This is a genomic window from Scytonema sp. UIC 10036 (assembly GCF_009725235.1).
Window position 1 is genome coordinate 1 of record NZ_WJFC01000036.1, and the last position, 21,222, is coordinate 21,222.

The window sequence follows — 21,222 nt, forward strand, 5'->3', positions numbered from 1 at the left end:
TTTTTTTTTTTATTTTTGATTTTTGATTTTTGATTTTGGATTTTGGATTTTGTATTTTGGATTTTGGATTTTGGATTTTGGATTTTGGATTTTGGATTTTGGATTGAATAAGTTTTGCTTAGACTTATGCTCAACTACTCCTTTACGGCTCTAAAGTTACCGATTCTTATATAGTGGAGAGCAGTTTGTTGCAGAGGTTTCCCCGTTGAGGTTAATGACCACCAATCACTAACTACTAACCACTAACCACTAACCACTAACCACTAACCACTAACTACTAACCACTAACCACTAACCACTAACCACTCTGTTGTGTCAATTTAAAGCGCAACAGCCGATACTAATTTGAAAAAAGGATGTAACAGATAGTTGGGTGAGATTTAATTCAGTCAAGACTATCTCAATCCAAAATCTAAAATCTAAAATCCAAAATGGTATTAATTACGGTACGATAAACCCGTACTTTTGCAATATTCCCTGAGCAGGCTGACTGGATAGGAACTTAACAAAATCTCCAGCAGCCTTAGGATTTTTACTGCTCTTAAGTACCGCCATAGGGTAAATAATGGGAGAATGAGTATTTTCAGCAGCTGTAGCAACAACTGTTACATTTTTAGAGATTTTGGCATCAGTAGCGTAAACCAAACCCGCATCAGCATTACCACTTTCTACAGATGCTAAAACTTGACGCACATTGTTTGCGTAAACTAGCTTGGGTTTCACTTTATCAAAAACGCCCAATTTTTGCAGAACTTGCTCGCCATACTGCCCAGCCGGAACACTTCTGGGTTCGCCTATCGCAATCTTTTTCACCTTTGCATCAGCCAAAGCGTTGAAGTTAGTAATCCCAGTAGACTTGTTAGGGACAACCAGAACTAAACTATTGTTTGCCAAGTTAGTGCGAGTTCCAGCAAGCAATAACCCTTTTTGCTCCAAGGCATCCATTTGTTTTTGTGCCGCCGAGATAAAAATATCTGCAGGTGCGCCTTGCTCAATCTGTTGCTGTAAAGCACCTGAAGCACCGAAATTATAGCTAATTTTGACATTTGGATTACCTTTTTGGTACAGGGTGTTGATTTCCCCCATAACATCTTTAAGGCTAGCCGCTGCAGAAACAAGGAGTTGGGCGTTAGATTGTGCTCTAACAGGAGATGCATCCAACAATCGCAAGCCAAGTGCCAGGGATAGGGTAGCAATAGCTATGCTGATGAAGGCAAAAAGTTGTCTTCTTTTCATAAAGAATTTTACTGACAGAGATTCACCTACTGGGAAATTGTGGTTGGTAGGATTGTACCAAGATAATATCCCAGATTGCCAATAATATTGGTATAAAGCTGGATTTTTTGTAGTTTAAAATACAAAAAATCCAGCGTAAAATTATTTATCTTTATATAAAGTTGGTAAAAGTAGGTTGGGTTGAGGAACGAAACCCAACATTTATCGGCATTTGTTGGGTAACGCTATCGCTCTACCCAACCTACAATTTCTACAATTTCCCAAAACCTACGCAGTATTGGACGTGCTACTACTCTCGTTCCAAAGCGTGCATTTTTTGTGTGATGAGGAGAAAAGCGATCGCAATGAAAAATTCACTTGGAACAATGGAAAAAAACCAGCTTGAACACAACCAAAAGATAGCTATCAAGAAAGTTAGCAACTGCAAGATTTGATGTAGAACTTTTGAACTGACAAACAGAAAAATAATTGCCAGCCCAAGAGAAGCTAATGAAGATACAATCATAATTGAAGAAAGTATAGAGGATGAAGGATAAAATATAAAAACGTAGAGCTTGTATCTCAAATTTATTAATTCGTAATTAAGAATTGATTAATTACGAATTACGAATGATGAATTAGGAATTATTGTTTGCTTTTCCCTGTAAAGCTTTACGCAACCAAGGAGGAGGATTTCCTTTGAGAGCCTCCACCAGCCTATTCAAAATGTAAGCAATATTTTCTTCATCCGATCGCGGTTTAACTGGCATCATACCGTTTTTGATTAACTTAGCAGCCGCAGTACCACCAATTGAGGCGACATAGACAATGGTACAATCAGTCAACACTTCTAGTTTGCGTGCCACTTTATCATCACTTTCACCATCTTTATCTTTTTTTGAGCTACCTTCAGCTTCTTGAGAAGCATCTTGACCTTTTTTGCAATCAGGTTTACCATGTTTGCAACCACCTTCACTGGTTTCAGTCATTTTTGCAGCTTTTTTAGATGGCTTTTCAAAAAGAAGCGTTTCGACAAACTTGTATCCAGTTTCTGAGACTTCATAAACATCAACCTCTTGCGCCGAACCAAAATGAGCGTTGACATTAACTCTGTCAGTTGTCATGAAGGCAATCTTCATTTTCTATTCCTTAATAAGTGATGGTTAATGGTTAGTGGTTAGTGATTAGTGGGAACGCAACTAATGTCTCACTACTCACTACTAACTGTTCTCGCCATTTATTTGCAGTGGCATAATATACGCTTGGCATTAAAATAAAAGTGAGCATTTAACATTGCAGTGAGCACCTAACCAGTAACCAAGGCTTGGTTTCCCATAAGGTGCTGGTTGCGATATTTTACGTTTCATTACACAGCTTGATTTTTTCTTGAGCACTATGAGCCTCAAAACCAATATGGGTAGGGATTTGGGAAGATGCAGAGCCAATACTGCAAGGGATCTTGGAAATTGTAGGTTGGGTTGAGGAACGAAACCCAACAAATGCTTCTAGATGTTGGGTTTCGTTCCTCAAACGCCAGTAAAGGTGCAGAGGGAAACCCTCCTATGGCGCATTCGCGCCACGCACACGGTTCAGGGCTGGCTCCCCAACCTACGTAATTTCGTATTTTTATGCAAAACCTATGCAGTATTGGGTTTCAAGTGACTGCATTTGGCAATAGTTGATTCAACGGATTTTTTTAACTATCTGCAGGAGTAATCTCTAAAATTTTCCGCGTTTGCCCGCAGGACAATCGTATGTATATTTTGTAAGGTTGAACTAAGGAACGGTAATAAGCATAATTTATACCAAATGTTCAATACTGAGCCTGCTATTGTGTTGTCTTATTTTCTTTGTATATATGACTTCAGACGCTAACAATCCTAAATTCCCCTTGTGGCAGTATCTCAATCAACCTGTCATGAACCCCAAAGTTAAACTTGTGTTAGATCCCCGGCGCTTTGCCCGTCACTACAGAGTTGAGCTTTTAGAACGGTGTTTCGCTAAAGAGTGCGATGCTAAAGGTTCGCAACAGACGTGACGAAAACTCTAAAAGCCAAGTTAATTCGGGATGGCAATTAGTTATGGGGTGGATGTCTGTTTCCCCCCATTGTACCCTGTTTCATCCCGATATTCGGTCACTTAGTCAAACGGCGATTGCGGTTTTCTACCCACAATTTACAAGCATCCGTAACAAGTTTTTTTTCTTCAAAACTCAAAAGCTCGTTGGAATTCCCAAAAGCTAAAATCTTAGCGGCTTTCGCTGCTATTCTTAAATCCACACCATATCTTACTAATTCTGCATGGTACAGTTTCTCTTTCTCCTGAAGTGATATAAAAAGCCTGCTATTCATTAAACCAAATTCTATAAGACACACAAGAGTTAACACAATGTTTGTGAATTTTTCCTGTGATTGCAGCTACCAAAATAGGTATAAATAATTCTATCTTTGGATAGTTGACAAAAATACAAGCAATATTAATTGATTGTGTTGTTCTTGTTCTTGACTGGAGGTAAAAAAATTTAAAAAATTTAAGTATGCAATTAGCTTTTCTCTTCCCAATCCGGACATTCATTGTCTTGATGTCCATAAGGATACATGGCACAAACAAAAGGTACATTATTATAAAGAATTCCATGATATTGCTTGCATCCTTCACAAGCTATTGGAGTTGCCATTGTAGCCGTCAAAACTTCCTCTCTGTGTAGTTCTGACTCTGCTTTTTCCTGACAAGTTCTGCGAGAAGAACTCATTAAAATTATCGCCACTCCTATTGAAACTCCGCCAAGTCTGATAGCTTTCTTAAGTAAAGTTTCTTGGGCTTTTAGAGTTGTTTCCATCTTAATAGCGATTTTTCCTGTCGCTCCTGCTAAGAAAAATACTTGTCCAACTATCAGCCCTAAAACCCCTAACACCCCTAAAATTGTCATTATTCTTGTAGATTGCTCCAGTACTCTGATAACTTTTAAGTTTTTGTATTTCATAAAATATGACTCTGCATTTACTCCTTCTAAACTTGTAGAAGGACTAGACATTTGTTTTATGAAACACCCTAATGAACAAATTTTTTTCATTAATTAACTTTTTCTACATACATCTTAACGCGCTCTATTTCCAATTCACTACACCTATTACTATAATTTCGATAAATCAATAATTATATCTAAAGAGGGATGTAAATTAAAAACTTTTTAATTTACATCCCTCTTCTCAGTAATTTAATTCTGCTTCAAAAGAATTTTAACGACAAACTCTGTTCCTAAATCGGGTTTTGAAATACAGTAAAGTGAGCCACCATGTTTTTCTGCCACAATTTAGTAGCTAATGGACAAACCCATTTCAGTTCCTTTACCCACAGGCTTTGTTGTAAAAAAGGGATTGAAAATTCGCTGACGAATATTTTTAGTCATACCCAGTCCATTATCAGCAATGTGGATGGCAACTTGGTTATTGATTGGTTTAGTACGAATGAAAATTTGGGGACTTTTTTTGTGCTTTGTCTCCTACTATTGACCAATGACGAATGCTACTATAGCAGTCCTAAATGATTTACAAACACCTCTTCCTTGTCTTCCTTGTCCTCCTTGTCTTCCTTGTCTCCCTTGTTTGGATCTCAAATAGGATTGCTATATTGTTTGGATGCGTTCTGTGCCAACTGGTACTGATTTATGGAGTTCCCGGCACAGACAAAAGTTTTGGGGTAACACTAGGTAACAGGGGAAGTTGATGGCGTAGTTGCGCCCAATCTTTGTACGTTAAACTGCTCCAGTCACCATCAATAGGAGTGACGGTGATAAATCCAGAAAGGAACTGGCTTCCTTCCGAGTCTGGGTTGGAAGTTGTGTTTGATGATAAATTCACAGGCTCAAACTTCAAACCAACTCCAGTACCTGTAGGTAGTTCACCAAACGTAACGTCGAAAGGTGTGATACTATCAAAGCGGGTTAACGCAACTCCTTGAATTGTGGAGATGCCATCTGGAAATCGCACGGGAATATTGATATTTAAGCCAATTCCTGGTGGTAATATTGTCGAATTTGGCTTTTTCTTGGCTTCAAGTTCTTTGAGAAGTGCAACGATAAAGTTTGCTCCGGTTTTATACGCTTGACGAGTACTGCGGTAACCTGTAGCGCTCTCTGCTTGATTTATCCCAGCACTGATTGCGATCGCCGGAACACCGCGATTGAGGGCTGCCACTGCGGCACTGACAGTTCCAGAAGAAACGGCAAACAATCCAACGTTTTCACCTTGATTAATTCCGGATACAACCAAATCGGGTTTATTGTCTTTAAGAATGTAATCCAAACCAGCCCATGTTGTCACGGTTGGAGTTGCATCTACATACCAACGATGAGTGTCATAATTGACAACTTCAGTTGGTTGGAGAATGCGAGATGCATTAATTGATGTGCCAATACCGCTTTGGTCTTGTTTTGGGGCAACTATCGTGACTTCATGTCCTGCTGCTTGTAAGGTATCAAATAAAACTGCAATCCCTTCTGCTTGATAGCCATCATCATTGACCACCATAATTTTAAGTGCCTGTGCTTTTGTTTGAAATACAAAGATCGCACAAGTCGTTGCTAGGTTAACAAGCATTTTGGCAGAACGAGATTTGAGAAATTTCATTGACAATATCCCCTATGTAAAAACACTGTTCTTTGTGGAACTTTAGGGGAAATGCATTAAATTTTTGTTAAAAATTTGTTAAAAAATATACGTGTTTGGTTAAGAAAACTGCGTATTTATTTAGATTAGGCTTATGAAATATTATTAATTGTGTTTTTAAAAAACTTGCTGACAATAATTTGATAAGAATAAAACAAAAATATTATTTTAGACCCAATACTGCGTAGGTTTTGGCTAAAAATACGAAGTAATGTTTATTATTGCTCGAGCATTCCGAAACTACTGATGTCACAACGCCCAGAGTTCACAACGTAAACGACGAACATCGGTTTATCTGTTGCTTTAGACAAGGAAACCGTAGCAAAAAGGCGATCGCGATCTGCTTTGGTAGCACTGGCGGGTAGTTGGAGTAAACCATTTACACAGGCACTACCAGAAAACCAAATCGTCACACTATCGGGAACATAGTTTTCCAATTATAAAAGGGAGAGAACTCGATTTTTCTTATTACCCCCCTTTATAAGGGGGGTAATAATGTGATTAAAATGACAGCCAACCACTTTTCAAACATCCTCTTAGTTGGTTATACAACTGTTAGTGGTATTCCTTTCAGAATTAATGCAGTGGAGTACTAGCCAAGCTAATTTTCAAAACATCACTCATGGTTTCGCAGTAATTTGGTAATGCAAAACTTGCAGGATTAACAACAGTGTTGTAGGTAAAATGTCGGTAGTTCATGCAGTACCTATCCCAAGCAGCCATCTGGATTCGGAACAAAACAATAATTAAGTTGGCTAACGATACAGACAAAGGGATGCGAAAGTAAATTTTTTTACCAAGATAGCTGCAAACCTCTTGAATAGCTTGGTCTGCAGTTATCTGCTTCTGACCTAACACAAATCGGCGTGTTTTTTCTTCTTTTGGAGGATTATCTATCAAGTATTTCACGACAGTGGCAATGTCTTGCCCGTGAATAAAGTGAAAGCTGCCATCAGCACTCAAAAAGCGGATTAGATTTATATATTTTGTTATTTCTGGAATACCAGATGTTGCATGAGAGTAAGGTTTTTTGCTATCGCCACCCAATACTAAAGTTGGAAATACAGAAGTAACTGAATGTGCGATCGCTAACTCTGGTATCTTTTGCAAGCAATCATATTTAGAACGGATATAATCTGTCCCTAATTCCCCTGCTTCTTTTAATGGTTGGTTGTTACTATCTAAAACACTAGCCGTGGAAAAATAGATAACTTGTTCGCATTTTTGTGGATCTAACAAGTTGAGCAATTCTAAAGTTTTGGATACATTAATTTCATATGTTCCTTCTCCGCCCCAAGCCGTTGCTGTTAAAACGGCAACATCTACTGTTTTCAACAAGTCAGCAAATTGCCCTATTTCTTGCATATCACCTTGTAGTACAGTGATACCAGGACGTGCTTGCGTATCAACTTGCAGTTTTTTTGGATTTCTGACCAATAGATACAGCTCGTGGTTTGTGTGTTGTATTAAAGTTTCGCTTATATAATGACCGATACAACCGCTTGCACCAGTCACAAAAATCTTTTTATGACTCATAAGGAAATTATGAATTATGAATTATGAATTATGAAGTATAAATGGTAAAAAAGTTTCATAATTCATAATTTAAACTTCATAATTTACTCACACAGCTACTGCATTAAGATTTTTTGCTGTCTCAAAGAAGAAAGCTACGTTTTCCTCTGGTGTTTCTGGCAAAACACCGTGACCGAGGTTAAGAATGTGTCCTTTGTTACCTGCTTTGCGAACGGTATCGAGAATGCGATCGCGAATAAACTCCTTAGAACCGAACAGCACACCTGGGTCAAGATTGCCTTGCACTTTCATTTGCCTGCCCAATCTTTCCCGTGCATCTGCCATGTCTACTGTCCAGTCTACACTGATTATATCTGCACCCGAGTGTGCCATTCTTTCGAGCAAACCAGCGCTACCGGTGACTAGCAGAATTAAGGGGGTCTCTGGATGAGTTGCCTTAACTTGCTGGAAAACTCTTTGCTGGTAGGGGAGAGCAAAGACTTCGTAATCTTGAGGGCTTAACTGACCTGCCCAAGAATCAAACATTTGTACTACTTGAGCACCACAGTCAATTTGGTAGCGGACATAGGTGGCGATGGAGTCTGCCAATTTTCCTAGCAGTTGATGCAGGATGATTGGGTCTGAGAACGCCATATTTTTAATTATGGAGTAGGTTTTAGAACCTTTTCCTTCCACAGCATAAGCTGCCAATGTCCAGGGAGCACCCACAAAGCCCAAAACTGTTGATTTGTTGCCGACTTCCTGCCGCAACGCCGTTAATATTGGTTTAATAAACGGCAGGGATTCTTCTGGTTCTAGAGGATGCAGGTTATCAATTTGCTCAGATGTACGGATGGGCGAGTAAATAATAGGACCTTTGCCTTCCGCAATATCCATATCAATGCCTATTCCAGGAAGCGGTGTGACAATGTCAGAGAACAAAATCACCCCATCTGGCTGAAAAGCTTTCCACGGTTGCAAAGATATTTCAATCGCTACTTCCGGTATTTCCGAGCGATCGCGAAAAGAAGGGTACTTCTCCCTTAAATCTCGATAAGCTTTCATGTACCGTCCTGCTTGCCGCATCATCCACACGGGAGGACGATCTAAAACTTCACCACGAGCTGCCCTAAGGAGAAATGGATCGTTAGAGGAAACACCCATTTAACAATTCATCCTAAACTCTTTTTTGTCATTGTTTAGCTTATCATTCCCGGTTTGTCCTTTTTCCAAGAGAAATACCTTTTGGGGCTGTTCGCAAAACTTCTTATAAAATTATTGACCAAATGCAAAGTTTTAAGAAGGAAATCTTGACAATTTTTAACTTGGTCATTAGTTATTGGTCAAGTGTCATTGGTCAAGTGTCATTGGTCAAGTGTCATTGGTCAAGTGTCAAGTGTCATTGGTTATTAGTTTTAAATTGTTTACAAAGGACTTTTGACAAATGACAAATGACAACGGACTTTTGACAAAGGACTTTTGACAAATGACAAATGACAACGGACAAAGGTATTTGATAGCTCGATCGCAACGCCAGAAATTTTTCCTACTATTCTGTTTCATGACTGTCTTGGGGTGGGTTGTGGGCGGAATAGCTAGTATAGCGATAGAAAAGATCCTGGGAGAAATACTATCACCTGAGATTCTTCAGCAACCAAGATGGAACGCCTTTGGGAGGTACATCAGTACTTGTGTGTTTGCGCTTATCTATGGGATCGATCAAGCACTAGTGGTCAGACAATATACATCTGGTTGGCTGTGGATGATAGCAACAAGTTTGGGCTGGCTGGTTTCCACTAATGTTTCTACAGCTTGGATTGACTACATTTCATCTATTGCCGCATCCTTAAACAGAACTCTCACTTTTCAAGAAGCTGTGATTTTTGGAATTTTGTCAACGACTGCGTACATTTTATCGGGGATTTGGCTTGGGCTGTTTCAATGGCTCGTTCTGCGCCGATACGCATCAGGTGCTTGGTGGTGGAATTTTTTACCTTCAGTTTCATTTTTACTGATTAGTTTTGTGGTAGGATTGCTGTCTTTTGTACAAGATTTTATTCCAGCACCGAGCCGAGATCGGGTAGTGTATTTGAGCGGACAGGGATTTACAGCTATTATTCTGGGAATTATCCCAGCTATTGGCTTTTGTACCCTAAAAACAAAACACCGGATACAGATTGACGAAGATGACTAAAGACAATGCTTTGCAAACAACACTCACTCCACCCACTGCGTCCAAGAAACCTCATGTCTTAGAGTTACACGGCGATCGTCGTATTGATAATTACTTTTGGATGCGCGAGATTGATAATCCAGACACGATCGCTTATTTGGAAGCTGAAAACGCTTACACTGAGGCTATGATGCAGCATACAGAAGCATTGCAAACAAAGCTTTATGAGGAAATGCTAGCTCGCATCAAAGAAACGGACTTATCAGTACCCTATCGCAAAAATAATTATTATTATTATTCACGTACTGAAGAAGGTAAGGCGTATCCAATACACTGTCGCAAACGAGGTAGCCTTGTTGCCCCTGAAGAAGTGCTGTTAGACCAAAACGAATTAGCACTAGAGCACGAATTTTTTAGTTTGGGCGTCTTGAATGTTAGCCCCAATCACAAAATTCTAGCTTACTCAGTTGATACGAGTGGAGCCGAGCAATACACGCTTTTCTTTCTCGATCTAACCACAAACAAGCTATACCCAGAAACTATCCCTGAAACTTATTATTCTTTTGCCTGGGCAAATGATAATAAAACGGTATTCTATACCAAAATTGATTCTGCAAATCGTCCATATCAACTTTTTAGACATACTTTAGGAACTTCTGTAGATGAAGACGTGCTCATTTTTCACGAACCAGATGATGCTTTCTTTTTAGAAGTTGGTAAAACGAGAAGCGAAGCATACATTTTGATGAGTTTGGGTAGCCAAATTACATCAGAAATTCATTACTTAGATGCCAACGAGCCCAATGGAAATTTTCAAATTTTTCTCCCACGAAAGACAGGTGTATTATACGATATTGACCATCACAGCGATTCCTTTTACATTGTCACTAATGAAGAAGGAATTAACTTTAAACTCCTGAAAACTCTTGTCGCCTCACCAGCAAAAGAACATTGGCAAACTGTTATTCCCCATCGAGAAGATATTATGCTTTCGGGCATTAGCTTGTTTGCCAACCATATGGTGATTTATGAAAGGCAAGGTGGGTTACCTGTAGGACGAGTACAAAATTTATCGACAGGAAACATCTATCAAATTTCCTTTCCAGAACCAACTTACGATTTTTACGAAAGTAGTAACCCTGAATTTCATACAACAACCTTGCGTTTTAATTACACCTCCTTCACCACTCCCCATTCTGTATTTGACTATGACATGGAAACAAATCAGCGAGAGTTGAAAAAAGAGATAGAAGTTCTGGGTGGATACGATCGCAGTCAGTACCAAAGTGAATGGTTAGTTGCTACCTCTGCTAATGGGACAAAAGTTCCCATATCTATTGTTTACAAAAAGGGCATTCAAAAAAATGGTAAAAATGCTTTATTCTTAACAGGATATGGTTCTTATGGTTATCCTTCATCTTCTTCATTTTCTTCCAATCTACTTTCATTATTAGACCGTGGAGTTGTCTTCGCGATTGCCCATATTCGTGGTGGTGGTGAAATGGGAAGGAAGTGGTATGAAGATGGCAAATTTTTGAAGAAAAAGAACACCTTTACCGATTTTATTGCTTGTGCTGAGTACTTGATTGGCGAAAAATGGACATCAAGCGATCGCCTCGCGATCTCTGGTGGAAGTGCAGGTGGCTTATTGATGGGCGCAGTCATGAATATGCGCCCCGATCTTTTTAAAGCCGTTATTGCGGATGTTCCATTTGTAGACGTAGTGACAACCATATTGGATACTTCCTTACCCCTCTCAGTAACAGAGTGGGAAGAATGGGGTAATCCAAACGATAAAGTTTATTACGACTACATAAAATCCTACTCTCCCTATGACAATGTTGAAGCCAAGGATTACCCAGATACGCTAATTTTGGCGGGGTTAAATGACTCTCGTGTCAAATATTGGGAACCAGCAAAATGGACGGCAAAACTGCGAGAACTCAAAACAGACAGTAACATTCTTCTGCTAAGAACCAATATGGGTGCAGGGCATAGCGGCGCATCCGGGCGTTATGAAAGCTTGAAGGAACTCGCTTTTGAATACGCCTTTGTTTTAGATAGGTTGGGTTTGGCAGATAGTTAATTGTAAGTTCACCAGTGTAAGAAATATCCCCCTTAAAAAGGGGGATTGGAGGGATCGACAACGTGTACAACACCCAAAGTAGCGTTGATGCTGCGTAAGCCCTAAAATTAAATGAAAAATGCTTCTATGCTTGTAGTTGCGCTTTAGAGCTAAAGCGCAACTACGAACATTTTAGAAGTTGAACTACTGAGTAATGCCTTGCAACGAACTGAGAATATTTTACAAAATCTTCACTAGTTTCTCACATTTTATATGTAGGCTCGACTTGAAACTCTCATTGAGACGGAAGTCATGCATTTGAAAAATAGTTCAAATCGAAAAGTTGGCTCAATACACATAGATGATTTTTAGACAATGCATAAGTTCTACAAACAACTTCATTTAGAAAACTTAGCTATATTCTTGCTTAGTTATATTGTTATAAAAATATAAAAACAAAGGTTTTATTGTTTCTTTAAAAAATCTGTGCAACATAACCATCAAAACTCAAAAAGTAAGAAAAGTAGGAAAAGTAGGAAAAGCCGGAAAAGTAACAGAAGTAATAAGAATTCATCAAAAATTTTATACAAAGTTAATAGAAAATTTTATAAGAGGCATCTACTATCAAGTTAATGTAGTGTAATTTAATAAAGTTTTGATGAATTCCATAAGAAAATCAAATGGAAGTGTATCAAATTATGATGTTAAAACAATCTAAACTCAGGAGAAGACGAGGAGTTGTATTAACTTCCATAGGGATTAAACGGTTACAGGAAGCAATTGTTTACGTAGAAATGACGGAAAACAAAGGCGATCGCTTGAGCCTGGAACAGCTAAGCGATCGCATTAGTATTTCCACTAAAACTGTGAGTAAATTATGGTCTTCAAATGCAGGTGTAGACCAAAAAACATTGAAGCTTTGCTTTAGTGCTTTTAATTTGGAATTACAAAGAGAAGACTACACTGAGGTGAGTGAATCTGCGGAAAATCAAACATTGGAATTTTTATCCGAAAATTCATACATAGAAGAGCCTTCTCAATTTTCCGAATTCAACTCTTTTGCACAAAAATATTACAAACAAGCTGAAGAGATGGAAAATTTTGGACCCTACCCAGATGGTCCTTTACCTCTAGGTTCTCCCTTTTATATTGACCGTCCCCCACTAGAGAAACGCGTTTATCAAGAAGTCGCTCAACCAGGTTGTGTGATTCGGATTCGGGCTCCCAAACAGATGGGTAAAAGTTCTTTGGTGTTGCGACTGTTAGCCTTTGCACAGACGCAAGGATATCATACGGTGAATCTGAATTGTTTTCAATTTGACAGTGAGTGCCTAACCGATATAAATAAGCTATTGCGTCGTCTTTGCTGGCGAATTGCAACAGAATTAGGAATTGCTCCCAACATCAAGGAAAAATGGGATGAAGATATTGGTTATAACTTGAGTAGCAGCTTTTATTTAGAAAACTATTTACTCAATCAATGTCAAAAACCAGTCGTTTTGGTATTGAATGAAATTGACCGTTTTTTTGAATCTCCTCACATTTGTCAAGATTTTTTTGCCTTGTTGCGCTCGTGGTGTGAGGAAGCACGACACAATCGCAACTGGCAAAAGTTAAGGTTAGTCATGGTTTACTCAATGGAAGAGTACGTCTCTCTAGATATTAACCTCTCTCCTTTTAATATAGGTCTACCTATTCGTTTGAACGAATTTACCCAAACACAAGTAGAAGATTTAGCTAGACGTTATAGGTTCAATCTGTGTAAACCTAGAGATATTGAGCAACTGATATCCCTAGTAGGGGGACATCCAGCGCTGATTCAGATGAGTTTTTACTATCTTTGCTGTCAAGAAATAACCATGCAAGAACTGATACAGGATGCGATCGCAAATGGTGGCATTTATCGCTATCATTTATGGCGATACTCCATAAAACTGCAAGAAAACCCTGGCTTGGCAAAGACCTACGCTAAAATTTTGGCTTCCCAGCAAGATATATTTCTTAATCCTATTGAAGCTTACAAACTGGAAAGTTTGGGATTAATTCGCTTTGAGGGCGATCGCATTTTACCTCGTTGCAAACTCTACTGGGCTTATTTTCAAAAACAGCTATCAACAATTGAATTGGAGATACCAAGTAAGAGGTAGTCTATACTTAACCAATCTCACATCTTGCACTTAATATAAAATCGCTGATTTTCACATCAATAATTATGTATATTCTCTATCTTTATGAGGAATCAGCGGTATGTGTAAACGTAAGGATTCAGGTTTGGGAGGTATTGACAAATTTGATATCTTCAGGACAATATCAAAATTATAGAAGAGTCAACAAAAATCCAGTAATTAATAAGCAATATCATTAAACTTTGGACAAAAATAAAAGAAATAGAAAATTTTAAGTTTTCTCAAAAGGAGTATGGAAAATTGAGACAGAATTGCTTAGGAGAATTTTGTAGTTATCTGAATTTCGAAAAGATGTTCATACAAACCATAGACCATTTGGGGGTAGTTGCACGGATAGTATATATGATTTTTTATCAGACAATACCTGTAAAAACAGAAATTTTTTGCACTAACTTTAATAAAAGATGTAATAATTATTACTTGGATGCTTTTGGGAAATCAATGATTATGTATAGTATCAAAGATGTTGAAATCCAGAAGATAGAACATTTTGGGGTGACGCCAATAATAGTAGATTCAATCGAACAAGTCATTAAAGGTGACAAAATAGTTTGCTCATTTACATTTGTCCCCGATCGCAAGCCACTCCGACATTATTACGATCCACAAGAGCTACAAGAATGGGCTTTCTCAGATATTAAGCTTAACGGAATTCTTTCCCCTCTATGGGTTCGTCACCATCCGAGTGTACCAGGACAATATGAGTTGGTTGCGGGACTGCGGCGATTGAAAGCGGCAGTGATTTTAGGACTAGATGCTGTTCCAGTCAAGGTTTTTAATTGGGATGACCTTAGCGCTTTCCACGCTGCAATATCTTCAAATACAAATCGTCAAAATTTCAGTGCTTTAGAAGAGTTAGATAATACTCTGCGATTACTGGAAATTAAACTGGAATATGACACAGAAGAAGTTGTTAGTTTTCTCTACCGGATGAATAACGCCACAAAAGGAAACACTAACCAAAACGTTTTGGTTAGCAAAGAAGCTGAACTTGTGCAACAGGTATTTGATTCATTGGGGCGAATTACCTGGCAATCGTTCGTTACCACTCGACTTCCTTTATGCAAAAAACCAGTAGAGATATTAAATGCAATTCGTTTGGGCAAAATTCAGTATACTAAAGGGATCGTGATTGCTGGTGTCAAAGACGAAACTCACAGACAAAATCTGCTCGAAGATGCAATTAGCGATTCTCTGAGCCTTTCTGAAATTAAACAACGGGTTAAAGCATTGAACGATCTGCTCAAAGCACCCGCAGAACCGGTCAGCCTCAAGCAACGCTTGACTAATACTGTCCAGATGGCAAAGAAAAACCAAATGCTTTGGAGTGACAAACACAAAACTAAGCAACTAGAACAGTTGCTTAATCAGCTTGAAGCAATTGTTATGGTTTGACTTAGATTATGGGCAGATTAAGTACTTGCATAAGTGCAATTGGCTCACTAACAATAGCACTTGTCCAAGTACTTAATTATGGTAAATATCGCTAATATTTTCAACTAGATGAAACCTACTACCGCCCAGTGAGCAGTAACATTTGTTAATTGAAAAGTGGTTATCAATAGTAAGAAAATGTGTTATTATGATTTGAAAATAAAGTAATGTTTGTAAATGTAGCCTGTAAGTTCGCTATGTTCATGATAACCATCAATCTATATGAATCCAGGCTTAACGTTTTTGCTGCAAAGAAGTTGACATAGCGATATATATATTATGAATTAATATACAATCCGTAATTTTGAGAAAGCTAGAAAAGAGATGGTTCGCCTGTACAAGTTAGTGCGATTTTTAATGCCTTACATTTAACTCCGAATTCTTAAGAATTATGAACAAGAAAACAGAAATTACAGGGGAACTGGATAATAATTTGTGGCAAATTAACACGGATTCAGAGGCGATCGCCGTTATTGGTATAGGGTGTAGATTTCCAGGAGCAAACAGTTATAACGAATTTTGGGAAAATCTAGAGAAAGGGATAGATAGTATAACGGAGATACCTAAAAAGCGATGGGATGTTGATAATTTTTATTCTTTAAATGGTGAACCCAATACAAGTACTAGTAGGTGGGGAGGATTTATCGAAGATATAGATAAATTTGACGCCAAATTTTTTCAGATATCGGATCGAGAAGCTCAGCGAATGGACCCTCAACAAAGGATAGTACTAGAACTGAGTTGGTCATGCATAGAAGATGCTGGATATTCACCATTAGAATTATCAGGAAAGAATATAGGTGTTTTTATTGGTGTTTGTAATTTCGATTATAAAGAATTACAAGATAAAGGCGAAGTTATAGAAGGACATAATTCTACAGGTACATATACTTGTCTTATTCCAAATCGAATCTCCTATTTTTTTAATTTTCATGGACCTAGTATTCCTATAGACACAGCTTGTTCCAGTTCGCTTGTAGCCATTCATCAAGCAGTGAATGCACTCAATCAAAATGAATGTGAGATGGCATTAGTTGGTGGTGTTAGCGTATTATGTACACCGACTAGTTATATCTCTTTCAGTAAGTTGGGTATGTTATCACCTGAGGGTAAATGTAAAACCTTTGACGCTGAAGCAAACGGCTATGTGCGTGGTGAAGGGGCAGGGATCATTTTATTAAAACCTTTGAGAAAAGCAGTAGAGGATAAAAATTATATTTATGGAATAGTTAAAGGGAGTGCCATAAATCATGGGGGTCATGCCCGCACTTTAACCTCTCCCAATGCTTACTCTCAATCACAAGTTGTGAGAACTGCATGTATAAGGGCAAATATTACACCTGATACAATATCTTATATAGAAGCTCATGGAACAGGTACGCCGTTAGGCGACCCAATTGAAATCAATGCTTTAAAACGAGCATATACACAGCTATATCAGCATTATGGTATTGAACTACCCGCAGAAAGCTATTGTGGATTAGGTTCAGTAAAAACGAATATTGGACATTTGGAATCAGCAGCCGGTATTGCCGGGATCGTAAAAGTATTATTGGCAATGAAATATAAAAAATTGCCAAGAATGAATAACTTTCAGCAATTAAATCCTCGAATCAAGTTAGATGGTAGTCCCTTTTATATAGTTAAAGAAACAAAAAACTGGCAACATTTAAAAACACAAGAAGGAAAAATTATTCCCAGACGGGCTGGGGTAAGTTCCTTTGGTTTTGGGGGTGTTAATGCTCACGTAATCCTGGAAGAGTTGTCAGTACCAGAAGAAATAGTGACTACAAAAATCGAGCGTCCAAGTCACTTGATGACACTTTCGGCGAAAACTGAGAACGCTCTAAAGGAACTGGCAAAGAAATATCAAATTTATTTAAGCTCCGAACTCAAGATACCCCTAGAAGATATTTGTTACACGGCTAATACTGGGCGATCGCATTTTGAATACCGCCTTGCTATTATGGCCAACTCCAGAAAGCACTTAGTTGAGCAACTCAGTGTGGCATCTGGGAACACAGCAGGTTTAATGAGTGGTCAAGCAAGCAAAAAGCCACTTAAGAAAGCTTTCTTGTTCACTGGTCAAGGTTCGCAGTACATCAACATGGGTCGCGAAATTTACGACACTCAGCCCATTTTCCGCCAAACTTTGCAGCAGTGCGATGAAATCTTGCGCCCTTATCTGGAAGATTCGTTATTAGAGGTACTCTATCCTCTCAAAGCTCTTGAGCAAGCCTCATATTCTAAGCTGGATCGAACAGCCTATACCCAACCGGCATTGTTTGCGGTTGAATATGCTCTGTATCAACTATGGAAGTCTTGGGGGATAGAACCAGATGTCGTGATGGGGCACAGTGTCGGCGAGTATGTTGCTGCCACTGTAGCTGGAGTGTTTAGCTTGGAAGATGGACTAGCCCTAATGGTTCATCGAGGAAAGTTGATGCAGCAGTTGCCTGGAGGTGAAATGGTTGCGCTCATGGCAACAGAATCGAGGGTGAGGGAAGCGATGGCACCTTACGCACGGACAGTGGCGCTCGCCGCTATCAATGGTTCAGAAAGTGTGGTGATTTCTGGAGCCAGAGAAGATGTGAGCGGGATTTGTCAACAGTTAGAACAACAGGGAATCAAAACAAAGCGCTTACAAGTATCTCATGCCTTCCATTCGCCGTTGATGACACCAATGTTGAAGGAGTTTGAGCGTGTAGCTAATGGTGTCGCCTACAATCAACCCCAGATACCGCTAGTATCCAATGTCACAGGACTTCTAGCAAACGAGAACATCGCTACAGCCGACTACTGGGTGAATCATGTGTGCCAAACAGTGCAATTTGCCAGCAGTATGCAGGCATTGCAGGATTATGAAGTGTTCTTAGAGATAGGACCAAAGCCAATTTTATTGGGGATGGGACGTGAATGCATACCGGAGAGGGAGAGATTGTGGCTGCCGTCTCTACGTCCGGGAGTGGCAGAATGGAAACAACTCCTGTCGAGTTTGAGTCAGTTGTATGTAGCCGGAGTTGAGGTAGATTGGTCGGGATTTGAGAGAGGCTATGCCCGAAAGAAAGTGACACTGCCTACCTATCCATTTCAAAGACAGCGTTATTGGATTGAGAATCAATCATTGAGTGTGCGAGGACAAAAATCAACAAAACTGCACCCGTTACTCGATAAAAAGCTGCAATCACCCTTAAGTCAAGATGTTTTCTTTGAATCAGAATTTAGTACCTCTACCAAGCCGTTATTAGCAGAATATAAAGTATACGACCAAGTTGTCGTACCAGGAGCCTGTCATCTGGCGTTACTCTTAGGAGCAGCTTCCTTAACTTTCTCAACCCAAGCGTGTCGATTAGAAAATATAGTATTCCCCCAGGCATTAGCGATCCCCTCTGGAGAAGCACGCACAGTGCAATTGGTACTTTCCCCACAAGGAAGTGGTAAATCTTTCCAACTCATCAGCTTTGATGCAGCCACAGACAGCAGTGCTCAAAGTCAATGGCTTGTCCTCGCCACAGGCGTGCTCTGGCCGATGACGAACACGGGTTCGCAAACCATAGCCATCGAAGAAATACTTGCACGGTGTACGCAACAAATACACGAGAGCGAAATTTCTCCTAATAGGCACAGACAAATCCAATTGGGCGAAAGCTTTCAGTGGCTGGATAGCGTCTGGTGTGGGGAAGGAGAAGCCATAGCGAAAATCAAATGGCAGGACCTACTAGGAGATGAGCAACAAGAGTATGAGTTATATCCGGGTTTGATTGACTCATGCTGGCAACTGATGAACATAGTCTTTTCGGGGGAAGAAACTTTTGTGCCATTGGCAATTGAGAGTTTCCGGTTTGAGCAAAGACCCGAAACTCAGCAGTTATGGTGTCATGCAAGGCGAAGAGAGCAGCAGGATTCAGATGGCGACTTCATAGCAGATATCAAACTGTTGGATGTCAAGGGACAGATGATTGCAGAGATGGACGGCGTGTCAGCCAAAAAAGTCAGCCAGTGGTTGCCCGACACTCTTGAAACTACAGACTGGTTATACGAAATAGATTGGCAAGCATTGGACTTAGAACAATCGACTCAGGCCAAGGGTGGGAGTTGGTTGATATTTACAGACTCACAAGGAATCGGCCAACAGCTAGCAGAAAAATTACAACAGCTTGAGGGTGATTGCATCTTAGTCTCTGCGGGTGTGAAGTATGAAAAAAGAGATCGACAACATTATCAAATAGACCCCTCTCAACCAGAACACTTCCAAAAACTGCTCTTGGAGATTGGTAGCAAACAACCACTGGGGATCGTTCACTTGTGGAGTATCGCTCCAGATGAAACGGCTCTGAGCAATGTCCCCACAGCCGAACTCCACAATTGTGGGAGTGTCTTGCATTTAGTGCAAGCATTAGTGCAATTCTCTGAGCAAAGAACAGCGCATCTGTGGCTAGTGACGCAGGGAACACAAGCAGTGCCATTCACATCAGAGCCATTGCAACTCACAGGCAGTAGTTTGTGGGGATTGGGTCGAGTGATTGCTTTAGAGTATCCAGAATTCCAATGCGTGCTCGTAGATTTACCTGTGGCTGGAACGCGACAACAGCACACACAAGCAATACTATTGGAGTTATCAGCTTCCCGATATGCAGAAGCTCAAATTGCCTACCGTGACGATAAGCGATACGTAGCTCGACTGGTGCGGCATACTGCCACTCCCAAAGAACAACTGGTAACGGATTGCGCCGAGCCAGTACAGGTGAATCAAGAGCAATTATCAGTCAAAGCAGATGCGAGTTATTTGATTACTGGTGGATTAGGGGCACTGGGTTTGGAGGTGGCTGAGTGGTTGGTAGAAAAGGGAGCGCGAAATTTGGTATTAACAGGACGCAGCCAAGGAACTGTTGCAGCATTAGAGCGAATATCAGGATTTGAGCAATTAGGGGTGAGGGTGCTGGTGGTACAAGCCGATATCGCCCAAGTGACTCAAGTTGAGGAAGTCCTAGAAAAAATCAACTCCGAGCTACCGCCGTTGCGGGGGATTGTTCATGCTGCAGGAGTAGTGGATGGTGGAGTGTTAAAGCAGCAATCTCAGGAGCGCTTTGAGCGGGTGATGGCTCCCAAGGTGGCAGGAACATTGAATCTTCACAACTTGACCCAACATTTGCCGCTTGAGTTTTTTGTTTGTTTCTCGTCGATGAGTTCAGTGTTTGGCTATGGGGGACAAGGTAATTATGCGGCGGCTAATGCGTTTATGGATAGCTTGGTTCATTACCGTAAGACTTTGGGTTTGCCGGGAATGAGTATTAATTGGGGACCTTGGTCGCAGGTGGGAATGATAGCTAACTTGGAGAGTGCCGACCAAAATCGTATGCAGTGGGTAGGTATTGGGAAAATTTCGACCTTAAAGGGATTGGCTGTGCTGGAGCAATTGCTAAACCAATCTCCTACGCAAGTGACAGTAATACCTATCAAATGGTCGGAATTTATTAGTAAATCGGCTTTCGTACCACGCCTTTTCGCTAATATTGGTACTTTTGTTAAGAAAACTGAGAAATCTCAATTCTACACTCTCCTAGAGACATCTCATCCTAGGGAGCGCAAAAAACTTTTAATTGACCATGTTTGCTCGCAGGTGACTAAAGTGTTAGGGCACAAACTTTCGCCAACACTAGACCTCCAGCAAGGATTTTTTGAATTAGGGATGGATTCTCTGACAGCTATAGAGCTGACAAATTCTCTGCAAAAGAGTTTGGCTTGCTCTTTGCCTTCTGGCTTGACGTTTGCCTATCCGACAGTCACAAAGTTAGCTGATTATCTAGCTCAAAAAGTACTCAAGTGGAATGAACCCGTGGAGTTGGATGTAGGTTCACAAATTATTAATCATCAACCAGCGCTCGCTAAGTCCGATGTTGAAAATTTATCCGAGCGTGAAGCTGAAGCTTTGCTGATGGAAAAATTAACAAGTATTAATTTTTGAAG

The 21,222-nt window shown here is 39.9% G+C and carries 16 protein-coding genes; 6 read left to right on the forward strand and 10 right to left on the reverse strand.

What is annotated here, in order from left to right; translation table 11 throughout:
- Nucleotides 1-441: 441 nt before the first annotated feature.
- The 3 genes from modA to F7734_RS18555 form a co-directional block, all read right to left on the reverse strand.
- Nucleotides 442-1,236, reverse strand: a complete 795-nt coding sequence (modA, locus tag F7734_RS18545) for a molybdate ABC transporter substrate-binding protein (protein ID WP_155746067.1) — start codon at nucleotides 1,234-1,236, stop codon at nucleotides 442-444.
- Nucleotides 1,237-1,525: 289 nt separating this feature from the next.
- Nucleotides 1,526-1,741: a hypothetical protein gene (locus F7734_RS18550; RefSeq protein WP_155746068.1), complete on the reverse strand. Its 216-nt coding sequence runs from the start codon at nucleotides 1,739-1,741 to the stop codon at nucleotides 1,526-1,528.
- A 112-nt stretch (nucleotides 1,742-1,853) separates the two neighbouring features.
- The gene (locus F7734_RS18555; protein ID WP_155746069.1) at nucleotides 1,854-2,354 is read right to left on the reverse strand and encodes a NifB/NifX family molybdenum-iron cluster-binding protein; all 501 of its coding nucleotides are present in this window, start codon (nucleotides 2,352-2,354) and stop codon (nucleotides 1,854-1,856) included.
- A 719-nt stretch (nucleotides 2,355-3,073) separates the two neighbouring features.
- On the opposite strand from F7734_RS18555, the gene F7734_RS18560 reads away from it, so the two are divergent.
- Nucleotides 3,074-3,253, forward strand: coding sequence for a hypothetical protein (locus F7734_RS18560; protein ID WP_155746070.1), 180 nt, complete (start codon nucleotides 3,074-3,076; stop codon nucleotides 3,251-3,253).
- 97 nt (nucleotides 3,254-3,350) lie between these two features.
- Here F7734_RS18560 and F7734_RS18565 read toward each other — a convergent pair whose 3' ends face one another.
- The 7 genes from F7734_RS18565 to hemE form a co-directional block, all read right to left on the reverse strand.
- On the reverse strand, nucleotides 3,351-3,566 hold the full coding sequence (locus F7734_RS18565) for a hypothetical protein (RefSeq protein WP_155746071.1): 216 nt from the start codon (nucleotides 3,564-3,566) through the stop codon (nucleotides 3,351-3,353).
- A 191-nt stretch (nucleotides 3,567-3,757) separates the two neighbouring features.
- On the reverse strand, nucleotides 3,758-4,288 hold the full coding sequence (locus F7734_RS18570; RefSeq protein WP_243146956.1) for a hypothetical protein: 531 nt from the start codon (nucleotides 4,286-4,288) through the stop codon (nucleotides 3,758-3,760).
- Nucleotides 4,289-4,528: 240 nt separating this feature from the next.
- A complete protein-coding gene (locus tag F7734_RS66135; RefSeq protein WP_347566227.1) occupies nucleotides 4,529-4,690 on the reverse strand; it encodes an ATP-binding protein in 162 nt (53 codons plus the stop codon).
- Between the two features lie 190 nt (nucleotides 4,691-4,880).
- Nucleotides 4,881-5,843: a 5'/3'-nucleotidase SurE gene (surE, locus tag F7734_RS18580; RefSeq protein WP_155746072.1), complete on the reverse strand. Its 963-nt coding sequence runs from the start codon at nucleotides 5,841-5,843 to the stop codon at nucleotides 4,881-4,883.
- 257 nt (nucleotides 5,844-6,100) lie between these two features.
- Nucleotides 6,101-6,319 carry a hypothetical protein gene (locus tag F7734_RS18585; protein ID WP_155746073.1) on the reverse strand — a complete coding sequence of 73 codons (219 nt, stop codon included), beginning with the start codon at nucleotides 6,317-6,319 and terminating at the stop codon, nucleotides 6,101-6,103.
- Nucleotides 6,320-6,458: 139 nt separating this feature from the next.
- Nucleotides 6,459-7,418: an NAD(P)-dependent oxidoreductase gene (locus F7734_RS18590; protein ID WP_155746074.1), complete on the reverse strand. Its 960-nt coding sequence runs from the start codon at nucleotides 7,416-7,418 to the stop codon at nucleotides 6,459-6,461.
- A gap of 87 nt (nucleotides 7,419-7,505) precedes the next feature.
- On the reverse strand, nucleotides 7,506-8,561 hold the full coding sequence (gene hemE / locus F7734_RS18595; RefSeq protein ID WP_155746075.1) for a uroporphyrinogen decarboxylase: 1,056 nt from the start codon (nucleotides 8,559-8,561) through the stop codon (nucleotides 7,506-7,508).
- Nucleotides 8,562-8,958: 397 nt separating this feature from the next.
- Between hemE and F7734_RS18600 the strand changes: the two genes are divergently transcribed.
- From F7734_RS18600 to F7734_RS18620, 5 genes are all read left to right on the forward strand, one after another.
- The gene (locus tag F7734_RS18600; protein ID WP_155746084.1) at nucleotides 8,959-9,591 is read left to right on the forward strand and encodes a hypothetical protein; all 633 of its coding nucleotides are present in this window, start codon (nucleotides 8,959-8,961) and stop codon (nucleotides 9,589-9,591) included.
- On the forward strand, nucleotides 9,584-11,656 hold the full coding sequence (locus F7734_RS18605; RefSeq protein ID WP_155746076.1) for a S9 family peptidase: 2,073 nt from the start codon (nucleotides 9,584-9,586) through the stop codon (nucleotides 11,654-11,656). The genes F7734_RS18600 and F7734_RS18605 overlap by 8 nt, the downstream gene beginning before the upstream one ends.
- Before the next feature lie 659 nt (nucleotides 11,657-12,315).
- Nucleotides 12,316-13,782 (forward strand): AAA-like domain-containing protein, encoded by a 1,467-nt coding sequence (locus F7734_RS18610; RefSeq protein ID WP_243146957.1) that lies wholly within the window; start codon nucleotides 12,316-12,318, stop codon nucleotides 13,780-13,782.
- A gap of 486 nt (nucleotides 13,783-14,268) precedes the next feature.
- Nucleotides 14,269-15,216, forward strand: a complete 948-nt coding sequence (locus F7734_RS18615; RefSeq protein WP_243146958.1) for a ParB/RepB/Spo0J family partition protein — start codon at nucleotides 14,269-14,271, stop codon at nucleotides 15,214-15,216.
- A gap of 430 nt (nucleotides 15,217-15,646) precedes the next feature.
- Entirely contained in the window at nucleotides 15,647-21,220 is a 5,574-nt protein-coding gene (locus F7734_RS18620; RefSeq protein WP_155746078.1) for a type I polyketide synthase, read from the forward strand.
- The last annotated feature ends 2 nt before the right edge of the window (nucleotides 21,221-21,222 follow it).